The sequence below is a fragment of the Lutibacter sp. A64 genome (assembly GCF_022429565.1).
Classification (GTDB): Bacteria; Bacteroidota; Bacteroidia; order Flavobacteriales; family Flavobacteriaceae; genus Lutibacter.
On the sequence record NZ_CP092487.1, the window covers coordinates 2,620,777 to 2,632,693 of the forward strand.

An 11,917-nucleotide genomic window follows, 5' to 3' on the forward strand; every position below is an offset into this window, starting at 1 on the left:
TTATGAAATTGACTCTTAAAATATGGCGACAAGAAAATGCCAATTCAAAAGGAAAATTAGTAACCTATAAATTAACTGATTTAAGTTCTGACAGTTCCTTTTTAGAAATGTTAGATGTACTTAATGAACAACTAGCTGAAAAAGGCGAACCTGTTATTGAATTTGACCATGATTGTCGTGAAGGAATTTGTGGGCAGTGCTCTTTAGTTATAAATGGAAAAGCACACGGCCCTGAAGAACATTACACAACTTGCCAAACACACTTACGCTCTTTTAATGATGGAGATGTTATAACTATCGAGCCTTTTAGAGCTAATTCATTCCCTGTTATCAAAGATTTAAAAGTTGATAGAACTTCTATGGACAAAATCATACAAGCGGGTGGTTATATTTCTTCATTTACAGGAATGGCTCCCGAAGCAAATACGATTCCAATTCACCACAATATAGCTGAAAGTGCCTTTGATAGCGCCGCTTGTATTGGATGTGGTGCTTGTGTAGCAACGTGTAAAAATTCTTCAGCAGCGTTATTTGTTGCAGCTAAAGTAGCACATTTAGCTAAATTACCACAAGGAAAATTAGAACGTGCAGAACGTGTATTATTTATGGTAAACGCTCACGATGAAGAAGGTTTTGGTAGCTGTACACATATTGGAGCCTGCGCAATGGTTTGCCCCCAAAATGTACAATTATTAGATATTGCACGTATGAATTTTGAATACAATAGAGCTAAGTGTTATAGCAAATAAGTGTTTTCTATATCATTATTCTAAAATAAAAAGACTTTCTAAAAACTAGCAAATTAAAACAATAACTAAACAAATACTAAGTTTTACAAACTATAACTTTTAGACAGTTTCTTAACGTTAATTGCTAATTTCAAAAGTCCAAGCGTCAAAAGAAGGTAATTCGCTAAAAGTAATTTTAGAAGTATTTATATGCATTTTTCCATCCTCGTACTTCCAATCCAAATCTTTATCAACTCCTAACAATTTAACTTTTGAATTTTTCCCAGGATTTGGAATTGTTAAAACCAATTCATTATCAGGCCATTCAAAACTAATTGCGTAAATATTATTATTGTTTTGCGTATAACACAAATAAGTCTTCATAGAACTATATACACCTATAAGACCTGGTTTTGTTTGTTCTTTATCTTGAAAAAGATTTGCCGCTGGTACAATTTCTTTTAAACGATTTTTAGCTGACCAATACATTGAAATTTCAGCATTTTGCTTGTTTTCTTTGTATTTTATATGAATAGGACATGCAATACCTTTTTTAAGTGTTATAGAACCATCTTTTGAAGCTCCTGTATTTGCCCCCATAACTTCGGCTTCATTTGCAGTAATTGTATTATTCTGATTTACAACCAATTTATTATCAATAAAAACAGCAGCTTCATCATCTGCCTTTACTTCAAAAGTATATTTTCCATTTTCAGGTACTACAATAAAACCATTCCACTCAACATTAAAATTATCTTCTTTTACACCTTTTATTGGAGCATTTCTCACCCAATTAAAGTTAATATTTTTATCAACTCTTTTTTTATACGTTCGTTTTTCTTCTTCTGTTACTTGAAAAGGTTTAGAACCATAAATAGCAGCTCCGTTAATTTTTAACCAAGCACCTAATTGCATTAATCTTTCTTGTTGAATCATTGGAATTTGACCATCGGATCTTGGCCCTACATTTAAAATCATTCCACCACCATTTGCAACTGTTTGCACAAAGCGTGTAATTAAATCCTTTGAAGTTCCATAAGCCGCTAAATCTTCGTTTCTATTTAAACCAAAAGAGCGTCCAATTCCTCTAACCTCAGCCCAAGGTCTATCTGTTACCTTTATTCCGGCACTATATTCTGGAGTTAAAAACCCAACATCAATACCATGCCCCCATCTATTATTTACAATTGCATCTTTACCTACCAAATTATAATACCAATTAATCAATTCTGCCGAATGCCATTGTTTAGCTGTGTTATACCATTCTCCATCTGTAAAAATTAACGATGGTTTATATGTACTTACCAATTCTTTAAATTGTGGAATCATATATTTTTCAACATATTGACCAATACTATCATGTGGATCTTTATACCAACGGTGTAATGGGTGGTTCCACTCTGGAAGCGAATAATACAATCCCATTTTTAAATTGGTTTTACGAACTGCATTTGTAAGTTCTCCTACAATATCTCTTTTAGGGCCTGTATCTACACTATTCCAATTTCTACTATATTTACTTGGCCATAAAGCATATCCATCGTGATGTTTTGTTACCAGAACTACATATTTTGCTCCTGCATTTTCAAATAGTTCTGCCCATTCTGAAGGATTAAATAATTCTGCTTTAAAATAATTTGTTAAATCGTTGTATTTAAAATCTTCTCCATATACTTTTTTTACAAAATTTGTTCTTAAAGAATCTTTTAATTGTAAACCTCTTAAAAACCACTCGGCATAAGATTCTTTACCTCCATAAGCTGGAACAGAATATAAGCCCCAGTGTACAAAAATACCCAATTTTGCATTGTTAAACCACGCTGGAGTTTCACGATTATTTATTGCGTCAATAAGTTCTTTTTCTGTTTTTTCTTGTGCATTTACAGTAAGATTCAACAAAAAAACTGTGCAAAAAAGGTAAATTATTTTCCTCATTATTTTCTTTTAAATTTAAATAAGACTACTTCAAATCTATTATATAAAACACATTTAAAAAACTACTTTTAAATATGCAATTACAATTATTTAATCTTGGTAAGAATGTTTATAACCAGCACCACTAACAATTTTAAACATATCTTCTTCAACAGTTTCTCTTGGATATTCTACAAAACGACCTATTTCTTCGCCATTTCTATAAAAAATAAAAGTAGGAACTCTAACAATGTTAAAACCTTCTTGTAAATTATCTGGTGTTTTTTTACTACGATCTAAAGCTACTAATTTTAAGTTTTTATAATTAAAATTTGTTGCATCTAAAATTTTATAAAAAACAGGTGTTTGTTCTTGACTATCTCCACACCAAGTTCCCATAAAAGCTTTAATCGTTACGTCTTTCAATAATGGTTTTAACGCCTCAATAGTTTCAGTGTTTAATTCATAGTTTTCAGAATTAAATTGAAACCAATCATTAAAAGGAGCTTTTAAAAAATCACTTTTAGCTGCAAGCCCAATTAAATCTCCATTTGCATTTAACGTGGCTATTGAAGGTGTTTCAGTTGTTGGAGTTGGCATTTTGGTAGAAGTAATATTTTTTTTATTTCCACAGCTAAAGTTTAATACAAGTATGCAAATAATTAAAATTAGTTTTTTCATTTGTTATTATTTATTTTGAAATTTAAACAAAAAATGAGAACATTATTACTAATAAGTTCTCATTTTCTGAAATTAATTTAAACACAAGTTTTTAATTGCTAAACAAGCGAATATCTTGTCATAGCTTTTGGTTGCTCAATACCCATTAATTTAAGAATTGTTGGAGCAATATCACCTAAAACTCCATCTTTAATAGTTTTTATATCCTTATCAACAATAATAAAAGGAACCGGATTTGTTGTATGTGCAGTATGAGGTGATCCATCAGGGTTTTTCATAGTTTCACAGTTACCGTGATCTGCAATTACAATAGTTGTATAATCATTTTCTGTAGCTGAAGTAATAACTTCTTTAACACATTGGTCAACAGCCTCACAAGCTTTTATAGCAGCATCCATATCTCCTGTATGCCCTACCATATCACCATTTGCAAAGTTTAAACATACAAAATCTACATCTCCTTCTTTAATTTCAGGAATAATTGCATCTTTAATTTCAAAAGCACTCATTTCTGGTTTTAAGTCGTATGTTGCAACTTTTGGTGAAGGACACAATAAACGTTTTTCACCTTTAAACTCTTGCTCTCTTCCTCCTGAGAAGAAAAAAGTAACGTGCGGATATTTTTCTGTTTCAGCAATTCTAATTTGTTTTTTACCCGCTTTTTCTAAAACTTCACCTAATGTATCAACTAAATTTTCAGTATTATAAATTACGTTAATTCCTTTGTAGGTTTCGTCGTAATTAGTAATTGTTACATAGTGAAGTGGTAATGTTTTCATACCAAACTCTGGATAATCTTTTTGTGTAAGAACCTCAGTTAATTCACGACCTCTATCTGTTCTATAGTTAAAGAAAATTACAACATCATCTTCTTTTATTTGTGTTTTAGGAGTTCCATCTTCATTTGTCATAATTATTGGCTTAATAAACTCATCTGTTACACCTTCTGCATAGCTATTTTCAATACTTTCAATAGCATTTGTAGATTTTGTACCTACTCCATTTACCATTGCATCGTAAGAAATTTTTACGCGTTCCCAACGTTTATCTCTGTCCATTGCAAAATATCTACCAGTAATTGTTGCTACTTCACCAGTAGTTTTTGCCATATGTTCTTGAATATCATTTATAAAGAATTTTCCTGATTTTGGATCGCAGTCTCTACCATCAGAAAAAGCATGTAAAAATACATTCTCTGCATTGTTTTCAGCAGCTACATCTAACAAACCTTTTAAATGATCTATATGTGAGTGAATACCACCATTAGAAACCAAACCTAATAAGTGAATATTTTTATTGTTTTCTTTTGCATATTTAAGCGCATCTAATAAAACTTTTTCTTTACCTAAAGTTTTTTCTTTAACCGCCATATTAATTCTCACTAGGTTTTGGTATACAATTCTACCAGCACCTAAATTCATATGCCCTACTTCACTATTTCCCATTTGACCTTCAGGTAAACCTACATGTTCACCATCTGTACGTAAACTTGCGTTTGGATATAAGTTGTATAAATTATCTATATAGGAAGTTTTTGCATTAAAAATTGCTGAAACTTTTGGGTCTTGTGTAATACCCCAACCGTCTAAAATCATTAAAATTACCTTCTTATTCATTTTAAATTGTATTTAATTTTAAGAGTCAAATATACGAAGTATTAGCGGTAAGCACCTTATAATTAGGTCTTAAATTACTATTAAAATTACTAAAACGATTGCGACATAATTTATTTCAACATCAGGTTAAAATATTGTTAATATAAGTAATTCTTGTAACAAAAATTAAAACATAAAGTCTTTTAAATATAAATAACTATTAAACCTAATCATTATGAAAAAATCAATTTTATCTATCGTTTTATTATTATCTGTTTTTTTAGTTTCTGCAAAAACTGATATAACAGAAAGAATTCCTACAAGACATTTTAATCTTTCTACAAACGTAAATGCGTTTTGCAAATTAATACAAATGGGAGATTATGATGCCGTTAGCGCTTTAATTAAAGAAGGCGAAAATATAAACATTAAATCTTCTGGGTTAACACCTTTAATGTTTGCAGCAAGACACAATAAAACCGAAATAGCAAAATTACTTATTGAAAATGGCGCAAAATTAAAATTAAAAAGTGACACTAATGGGTTTACAGCCCTTAAATGGGCAGAAGTTTCTAATGCCAAAGAAACATATGCTATTATTAAAAATGCGCTTCAGAAAAACAAAAAGAAAAGAAAAAGAAATAATTAGTTCTTAATTAATACCTAAAAGAGCTTGTTTAAATGCTAAACTATTTAAACAAGCTCTTTTTAAATTTTACTGAATCTAAAATTAATTTATAAACTCTTAAAATCTATTTTTTATACTTTTCAATAGCTTCTTTAATTTTTTCAATTCTATTTTCTGGATCTGGATGCGTACTTAACCTTTCATTAGTAGTATTAGGCCCAGCAGCAGCTTTTAAAATCTCCATAACTCCAATTAAAGCTGTTGGATTGTAACCAGCATCTATCATAAATTTTACACCTAACTCATCGCTTTCTAGCTCATCTTGCCTACCATAGCTCATATTAATAATATTAGCTAATGCTGCAGCTCCTTGTGCAGTACTAGGGTCTATACCAACAGCTACCCCATTTAAAATACCTTCTGTTAAATTTTGCTTAGACATGCGCTCTGCTGAATGACGACCAACTACATGGCCAATTTCGTGACCTAAAACACCTGCCAATTGATCTTCGTTTTCTAATCTTGAAAACAGTGCATAGGTAATAAATATTTGTCCGCCTGGTAAAGCAAAAGCATTTATAGTTTGTTCATCTTTTAATAAATGAAAATCGTATTTATAATTGGTTTGTTTTGCAATACTATTGTTTACTAATTTTTCACCAACTTGATCTACAAATTCTTGATATTTCTGATCTGGATACAAACCACCATGCTGTTGAGCCATAGTTGGCGCACTTTGTAAACCAATAGCAATTTCATCATCTACAGTAATAGAAATATGTTGTTTTTTTCCTGTAAACTCATTTACTTCACTATTAGAAAAGTATTGAAATAGAGAAAAAATAACAATACCTGCACCAATTAATAATTTAACTTTAGAATTTCCTTTTCTTTTCATTTTCTTAGTATTTATATAGCTTGAAATATACAAGCCTAAAATTTTGTAAAATATACACGTTTTATTTTAAAGTCTTCAATTTTCTTAAAATAACACAATAGGTTATTCTTAAAAAAATAAACACTACATTAATTAAACCCAAGTCATAGATAATGAGAACCATACATATTTAATCTAAATAGATTTATCTTAATTTTAAAGAATTTTTAGTAACTCCTGTTACCAATTTTTGCATAATATAACCTATATTTGCGCGAAATTAAAAATATAAAAAAATGAGTTTTTTCGGTTTATTTGGTGGCGGTACTAGCGAATCATCAATTGAGGAATATTTAAAAGAAGGAGCAGTAGTGATAGATGTTAGAACAGTTGAAGAGTATGAAAGTGGTCATGTTAACGGTTCAAAAAACATTGTTTTAAATACAATTCCAACAAAAGTTAAAGAAATTAAAGCTTTAAATAAAAAAGTGATAGCGGTTTGTAGAAGTGGAGCAAGAAGCGGACAAGCAACTTCATTTTTAAAAGAACAAGGTATTGATGTTATTAACGGAGGTCCTTGGCAAAATGTAGCTAAATTTGTAAATTAAACTACAATCACGTTTTTAAAAATTAAAAACTCCAAAATTTATTAAAATAGGTTTTGGAGTTTTTTTTATAATTTATTCCACTTAATTTTAACAACTTCCACAATTGGTGCCACAACCACCTTTCTTTTTAGATTTAAAAAAGTATTTCTTCACCAAAAAGGCAATGGCTAATCCAAGTGCTATGTAAACTAAAATATCTTGCATTAACTTAAAATATTAAATGCTAAAGCAGCTGATACGTATGCTAAAATTCCCATACCAACTAATTGTAATATTGGCCATTTCCAACTATTAGTTTCTCTTTTTACAATTGCCAAAGTACCAATACATTGCATTGCAAAAGCATAAAACAACAATAATGAAACCCCTGTTGGAAGGTTAAATCTCTTTTCTCCTGTATCTGGATTCACTTCAGCAGCCATACGTTGTTTTATAGTGCTTACATCATCATCACTATCTACATTATAAATAGTTGCCAAAGCACCTACAAAAACTTCACGAGCAGCAAAAGAACTAATTAATGCAATTCCTATTTTCCAATCGTATCCCATAGGTTTAATAACTGGCTCAATGGTTTTACCCATATACCCTATATAGGAATTTTCTAATTTATAAGCTGCAATTTTTTTATCTAGCTCTTCATTTGAAATTGTCTTATTCTCTACTTTAGCAGTAACAGTTTCTTCAGCATTTTTAAAAGTACTCGGTCCATTTGAAGCTAAAAACCACAACACTATTGAAAGTGCTAATATTATTTTCCCTGCTCCAAAAACAAAGGCTTTAGTTTTTTCAATTACTTCGTATAAAATATTTTTTAACAAAGGGACTTTATAATTTGGCATTTCTATAACAAACAAACTCTTTGTATTTATTTTTAATACTTTATGCAACAAGATAGAAGATAAAATTGCTGCGGTAAAACCTAATAAATACAATGCCATCATAGTTAGACCTTGTAGATTAAGAATACCTAAAACTGGTTTATTTGGAATTATTAAGGCTATTAAAATAGCATAAACTGGCAATCTAGCAGAACAGGTTGTAAATGGAACTACCAAAATAGTAATTAGTCGTTCTTTCCAACTATTTATGTTTCTAGCAGCCATAATTGCAGGAATTGCACAAGCAGTACCCGAGATTAATGGTATTACACTTTTACCACTCATTCCAAATTTTCGCATTATTTTATCCATTAAAAATACCACACGGCTCATATAGCCTGTTTCTTCTAAAATGGTAACAAACGTAAATAAAATAGCTATTTGCGGAATAAAAATAACAACCCCTCCAATACCTGGAATTATTCCTTCTGAAATTAAATCTGTAAAAGTCCCAGGTGGCATAACAGTTTTTACCCAAGAACTTAAATTTGCAAAAGCTGTATCTATTAAATCCATTGGGTAACTTGCCCAGTTAAAAATACCTTGAAATATAAATAATAAGATTAATGCAAAAATTACATATCCAAAAATCTTATGTGTTAAAATTCTATCTAAAACTCCACGTAAATCAGTTGCTTTAGAAGCATCAACAATAAATGATTCTTTTAAAATATCATTAATAATTTTATACCTTAAAATAGTTTCTTTATGCTGGTAACGTTTTATACACGATAAATCCTCTCTAAATTTTAGTACCAGTGCTTTTTGTTCCTCTGTTAAAAATTTAAATTCTTGTACTTGAGTAATTAATAACCACGATTTATATAATGGAAACTCTTTAAAAGCATTTTTTAAGTTTGTAAAATAATCTTTATCAATCCTATCTGTAATATTACATATTGGATCTGTACTTAATTTTTTGTAATCTAAAATAGCAGCTTTAATTTGATCGATACCAATTTTTTTACGCGCACTAGCCAACACAATTTTGGTTTTTAATTGTGTTTCTAATAAGGGTACATCTAGCTCAATTCCCCTACGTTTCATTTGATCTATCATATTGACAACCAAAATCGTAGGTATTCTTAAATCTTTTATTTGAGAAAACAAAAGTAAATTACGCTTAATATTCTCAATATCAACAACAACTACTACTACATCGGGAAAAGTGTCATTTTTATCGTTTAACAATGCGTCTAAAACCAACGTTTCATCCATTGATGTTGGATTAATACTGTAAGTTCCAGGCAAATCGGTAATTACAGCCTTGGTAGTATTGTCTAACTTACAAAAACCTTGTTTTTTGTCTACAGTAACTCCAGGGTAGTTTCCAACCTTTTGTTTTAATCCTGTTAGTTGGTTAAATAAAGAGGTCTTTCCAGTATTTGGATTTCCAATTAAAGCAACTTTTACCACATTGTTAAAGCTCATTATATTCTAGTCGTTAACAAGTGTTATTTTTTCTGCTGTTTCTTTTCTAATTGCTAAATGACTTCCATTTACTTTAATGTATAAAGGATCTTGCAAAGGCGCCTTCTGAATTAATTGCACTTCAATTCCTGGCAAACAACCCATTTCAAGCAGTTTTAATGGAATGTTTTCTAAACAAAGCTTTTCTATAAAAGCTTTCTCTCCAATTTTTAAATTTGCAATAGTTTTAAACATTATTAAGACTAATTATAAATAATAGAACACAAAGATACTAAATTAGAATGATTCTAAACAATGACAATTATCATTTAATTTTTAGACTGACTTTGAAGTAATTTAATATCTTCAATTAGGCGTTGAATATCAGCATTATCAGTACCATCATAAAAACCTCTAATCTGACGTTTTTTATCAACTAAAATAAAATTTTCGGTATGAATAAAATCTTGCAAACCACCATCTCCTTCATCTAAAACAGCAAAATAGCTTTTACGAGCAAGATCGTAAATATGTTTTTTAGTCCCTGTTGTAATATTCCATTTACCATCAATTACTCCTTTTTTAATAGCATATTCTTTTAAAACAGGAACACTATCCATAACAGGAGTTACAGAATGTGATAAAAATTTAATGTCATCATCATTTATAAATACATCTTGTAATTTTGCAATATTATTGGTCATAACTGGGCAAATAGTCATACACCGGGTGAAGAAAAAATCAGCTACATAAATTTTATCTTTATAATCTTCTTGAGTAATAGTATCGCCATTTTGGTTTATAAGCTTAAAGTCTAAAACTTTGTGATTCCTTCTAATATGTACTAAACTTTCATCAACCAATCTTGGATTTACATCTGCTGGATTGTAAACTGGCAATTGTTTTTCAGGAGTTAATAATGAATAAATAGCATAAATCATTATCACAGAAAAAAATGCCATAATAATTAATGTAGGAATCGATTTTTTGAAGAATTTTAAATCCATTTTGTTTGTAAAATTAAAACACAAATTTAAAACAATTAGCCCTATTAGTTACTCAACTACTCTAAAACTTTGTTAAAACACCTAATAACTTATTTAAACGCTTTTTAAAACAGTTTTTAAAACCGTACATTTGTGCGATTTTAGATTTTTGAAAATACATTTATGGAAATATTGATTAAAGCTTCACAATTTATTTTAAGTTTATCGTTTTTGATAGTACTGCACGAATTAGGACATTTTATTCCAGCAAAAATATTTAAAACACGTATAGAAAAATTTTACTTATTTTTTGATTATAAATTCTCTTTATTTAAAAAGAAAATTGGTGATACTGTTTATGGTATTGGTTGGATTCCTTTAGGTGGATATGTAAAAATATCTGGTATGATTGACGAAAGTATGGATACTGAACAGATGAAACAACCAGCACAACCTTGGGAATTTAGATCTAAACCTGCTTGGCAACGTTTAATTATAATGTTAGGTGGTGTAACTGTTAATTTTATTTTAGGTATTGTAATTTATATTATGATCACCTTTGTTTGGGGAATGGATTTTGTAAAACCTGAAGGAGTAAAAAATGGTTTTGCTGTACACGAAACCTTTAAACAATACGGTTTTAAAGATGGCGATTTAATTACAAAATTTAATGGTGAAGAACCAGAAAATGTTACAGATGTAAATATGTTTTTATTTCTAAGAGATATTTCTTCTTTAGAAGTATTACATGAAGATGGAGAAACAGCAACAATCGCAATTCCAGAAGATATTGGAAGTATTATGTGGGAAAACGGAGTTATGGAGCCGTTTAATGTTAGAACAAACGCAGTAATTGATACTGTAGTTGTAGGTTCTCCTGCCGAAAAAGCTGGAATTATAAAAAACGATAAAATAATTGCTATAAATAATACTCCCGTTACCTATTGGCAAGATTTTGCTGAAATTGCTGCAAATTCAACAGAAGATACATTAATGCTAGAAGTTGAAAGAAATGGAACATCTGAATCATTTTCAATTGTTCCAGATGAAAATAAAACTATTGGTGTTTCAAACTACAGGCATAAAGATGTAGATTTTCAACATAAAGATTATACATTTTTAGAGAGTATTGCGGTTGGAAACTCAAGAGCAATTTGGAAATTAAAAGATTATATAACACAGTTTAAATACGTATTTACAAAAAAAGGAGCAACAAGTATTGGTGGTTTTATAGCAATTGGAAACATTTTTCCTGCTACTTGGAGCTGGCAATCTTTTTGGAGCATCACAGCATTTTTATCAATTATGCTAGGTTTTATGAATTTATTACCAATACCTGCCTTAGATGGTGGTCACGTTGTATTTACTTTGTATGAAATGATTACTGGTAGAAAACCAAACGATAAGTTTTTAGAATATGCACAAATAACAGGATTTTTAATTCTTATTGCACTACTTCTATTAGCCAACGGAAATGATGTTGTAAAGTTGTTTTCTAAGTAAAGTAAAAAAAACACTTAATAGAAATCCCGTATTAATAGTTAATTTTAATACGGGATTTTTGTTTTAATTTATCAGGTACAATTCTAAAATTATTATATTTAAACCA

12 protein-coding genes are annotated in these 11,917 nt (G+C 29.7%); 4 read left to right on the forward strand and 8 right to left on the reverse strand.

Annotated elements, in window-relative coordinates; genetic code table 11:
- Nucleotides 1–2 precede the first annotated feature (2 nt).
- Nucleotides 3–749: a succinate dehydrogenase/fumarate reductase iron-sulfur subunit gene (locus MKD41_RS10625; RefSeq protein WP_240242274.1), complete on the forward strand. Its 747-nt coding sequence runs from the start codon at nucleotides 3–5 to the stop codon at nucleotides 747–749.
- A gap of 117 nt (nucleotides 750–866) precedes the next feature.
- On the opposite strand, the gene MKD41_RS10630 is transcribed toward MKD41_RS10625, so the two are convergent.
- The 3 genes from MKD41_RS10630 to gpmI all read right to left on the reverse strand — a co-directional run bounded on the left by MKD41_RS10630 (nucleotide 867) and on the right by gpmI (nucleotide 4,939).
- Complete coding sequence (locus tag MKD41_RS10630) at nucleotides 867–2,663, reverse strand: alpha-L-fucosidase (protein WP_240242275.1); 1,797 nt, start codon at nucleotides 2,661–2,663, stop codon at nucleotides 867–869.
- A 90-nt stretch (nucleotides 2,664–2,753) separates the two neighbouring features.
- On the reverse strand, nucleotides 2,754–3,323 hold the full coding sequence (locus tag MKD41_RS10635; protein WP_240242276.1) for a thioredoxin family protein: 570 nt from the start codon (nucleotides 3,321–3,323) through the stop codon (nucleotides 2,754–2,756).
- Nucleotides 3,324–3,421: 98 nt separating this feature from the next.
- On the reverse strand, nucleotides 3,422–4,939 hold the full coding sequence (gene gpmI, locus MKD41_RS10640) for a 2,3-bisphosphoglycerate-independent phosphoglycerate mutase (RefSeq protein WP_240242277.1): 1,518 nt from the start codon (nucleotides 4,937–4,939) through the stop codon (nucleotides 3,422–3,424).
- Between the two features lie 214 nt (nucleotides 4,940–5,153).
- Between gpmI and MKD41_RS10645 the strand changes: the two genes are divergently transcribed.
- Nucleotides 5,154–5,567, forward strand: coding sequence for an ankyrin repeat domain-containing protein (locus tag MKD41_RS10645; RefSeq protein ID WP_240242278.1), 414 nt, complete (start codon nucleotides 5,154–5,156; stop codon nucleotides 5,565–5,567).
- Between the two features lie 103 nt (nucleotides 5,568–5,670).
- Here MKD41_RS10645 and MKD41_RS10650 read toward each other — a convergent pair whose 3' ends face one another.
- Nucleotides 5,671–6,444 carry a M48 family metalloprotease gene (locus MKD41_RS10650; protein ID WP_240242279.1) on the reverse strand — a complete coding sequence of 258 codons (774 nt, stop codon included), beginning with the start codon at nucleotides 6,442–6,444 and terminating at the stop codon, nucleotides 5,671–5,673.
- Between the two features lie 275 nt (nucleotides 6,445–6,719).
- On the opposite strand from MKD41_RS10650, the gene MKD41_RS10655 reads away from it, so the two are divergent.
- Nucleotides 6,720–7,031, forward strand: a complete 312-nt coding sequence (locus tag MKD41_RS10655) for a rhodanese-like domain-containing protein (protein ID WP_240242280.1) — start codon at nucleotides 6,720–6,722, stop codon at nucleotides 7,029–7,031.
- Nucleotides 7,032–7,118: 87 nt separating this feature from the next.
- Here MKD41_RS10655 and MKD41_RS10660 read toward each other — a convergent pair whose 3' ends face one another.
- The 4 genes from MKD41_RS10660 to MKD41_RS10675 all read right to left on the reverse strand — a co-directional run bounded on the left by MKD41_RS10660 (nucleotide 7,119) and on the right by MKD41_RS10675 (nucleotide 10,284).
- Nucleotides 7,119–7,235: a FeoB-associated Cys-rich membrane protein gene (locus MKD41_RS10660; RefSeq protein ID WP_240242281.1), complete on the reverse strand. Its 117-nt coding sequence runs from the start codon at nucleotides 7,233–7,235 to the stop codon at nucleotides 7,119–7,121.
- Nucleotides 7,235–9,343 carry a ferrous iron transport protein B gene (gene feoB / locus MKD41_RS10665; protein ID WP_240242282.1) on the reverse strand — a complete coding sequence of 703 codons (2,109 nt, stop codon included), beginning with the start codon at nucleotides 9,341–9,343 and terminating at the stop codon, nucleotides 7,235–7,237. Before feoB ends, MKD41_RS10660 begins: the two co-directional genes overlap by 1 nt.
- Before the next feature lie 6 nt (nucleotides 9,344–9,349).
- On the reverse strand, nucleotides 9,350–9,577 hold the full coding sequence (locus MKD41_RS10670) for a FeoA family protein (protein WP_240242283.1): 228 nt from the start codon (nucleotides 9,575–9,577) through the stop codon (nucleotides 9,350–9,352).
- 74 nt (nucleotides 9,578–9,651) lie between these two features.
- Nucleotides 9,652–10,284 carry an SCO family protein gene (locus tag MKD41_RS10675; protein ID WP_371824261.1) on the reverse strand — a complete coding sequence of 211 codons (633 nt, stop codon included), beginning with the start codon at nucleotides 10,282–10,284 and terminating at the stop codon, nucleotides 9,652–9,654.
- Between the two features lie 207 nt (nucleotides 10,285–10,491).
- On the opposite strand from MKD41_RS10675, the gene rseP reads away from it, so the two are divergent.
- Nucleotides 10,492–11,811, forward strand: a complete 1,320-nt coding sequence (gene rseP / locus MKD41_RS10680; protein WP_240242285.1) for an RIP metalloprotease RseP — start codon at nucleotides 10,492–10,494, stop codon at nucleotides 11,809–11,811.
- Nucleotides 11,812–11,917: the final 106 nt, after the last annotated feature.

What these genes read in the sequence shown, in the direction of transcription:
- MKD41_RS10650 (WP_240242279.1), bottom strand. Translation starts at nt 6,444, where the DNA reads ATGAAAAGAAAAGGAAATTCTAAAGTTAAATTATTAATTGGTGCAGGT.
- MKD41_RS10630 (WP_240242275.1), bottom strand. Translation starts at nt 2,663, where the DNA reads ATGAGGAAAATAATTTACCTTTTTTGCACAGTTTTTTTGTTGAATCTT.
- rseP (WP_240242285.1), top strand. Translation starts at nt 10,492, where the DNA reads ATGGAAATATTGATTAAAGCTTCACAATTTATTTTAAGTTTATCGTTT.
- MKD41_RS10645 (WP_240242278.1), top strand. Translation starts at nt 5,154, where the DNA reads ATGAAAAAATCAATTTTATCTATCGTTTTATTATTATCTGTTTTTTTA.
- MKD41_RS10655 (WP_240242280.1), top strand. Translation starts at nt 6,720, where the DNA reads ATGAGTTTTTTCGGTTTATTTGGTGGCGGTACTAGCGAATCATCAATT.
- MKD41_RS10670 (WP_240242283.1), bottom strand. Translation starts at nt 9,577, where the DNA reads ATGTTTAAAACTATTGCAAATTTAAAAATTGGAGAGAAAGCTTTTATA.
- MKD41_RS10675 (WP_371824261.1), bottom strand. Translation starts at nt 10,284, where the DNA reads ATGGCATTTTTTTCTGTGATAATGATTTATGCTATTTATTCATTATTA.
- MKD41_RS10660 (WP_240242281.1), bottom strand. Translation starts at nt 7,235, where the DNA reads ATGCAAGATATTTTAGTTTACATAGCACTTGGATTAGCCATTGCCTTT.
- gpmI (WP_240242277.1), bottom strand. Translation starts at nt 4,939, where the DNA reads ATGAATAAGAAGGTAATTTTAATGATTTTAGACGGTTGGGGTATTACA.
- MKD41_RS10625 (WP_240242274.1), top strand. Translation starts at nt 3, where the DNA reads ATGAAATTGACTCTTAAAATATGGCGACAAGAAAATGCCAATTCAAAA.
- MKD41_RS10635 (WP_240242276.1), bottom strand. Translation starts at nt 3,323, where the DNA reads ATGAAAAAACTAATTTTAATTATTTGCATACTTGTATTAAACTTTAGC.
- feoB (WP_240242282.1), bottom strand. Translation starts at nt 9,343, where the DNA reads ATGAGCTTTAACAATGTGGTAAAAGTTGCTTTAATTGGAAATCCAAAT.